The sequence below is a fragment of the Rhodoferax ferrireducens genome, assembly GCF_003347515.1.
Taxonomy (GTDB): domain Bacteria; phylum Pseudomonadota; class Gammaproteobacteria; order Burkholderiales; family Burkholderiaceae_C; genus Rhodoferax.
In genome coordinates this window covers 1-336 of sequence record NZ_QEII01000200.1, presented here as the reverse complement: position 1 = coordinate 336, position 336 = coordinate 1, and the positions used below count along the sequence as shown (strand labels likewise).

Annotated in this window: 1 protein-coding gene; it reads left to right on the top strand. The window is 53.3% G+C overall.

Going from position 1 to position 336, the window contains the following annotated elements; all coding sequences use genetic code 11:
* A partial coding sequence (locus tag C5P05_RS02705) for an IS66 family transposase (protein WP_157979198.1) occupies positions 1–336 on the top strand: 336 nt, incomplete at both ends.

The window sequence follows — 336 nt, the reverse complement described above, 5'->3', positions numbered from 1 at the left end:
TTGCAGATTCGACAAACCAAAGCACGCCCGATTGCCGATGCGATGCATGAATGGATGAAGTTGCAGCGTTGCAAAATCACCGATGGCTCGGCCACGGCCAAAGCGCTGGACTATAGCCTTAAACGCTGGGCGGCACTCACGCTTTATCTTGATGATGGTCAATTGCCAATCGACAACAACTGGTGTGAAAACCAGATCCGACCGATTGCCATTGGGCGAGGCAACTGGCTGTTCGCGGGTTCACTGCGCGCGGGACAACGTGCCGCAGCGGTCATGAGTTTGATTCAATCGGCCAAACTCAATGGCCATGATCCGTATGCCTACATGAAAGATGTG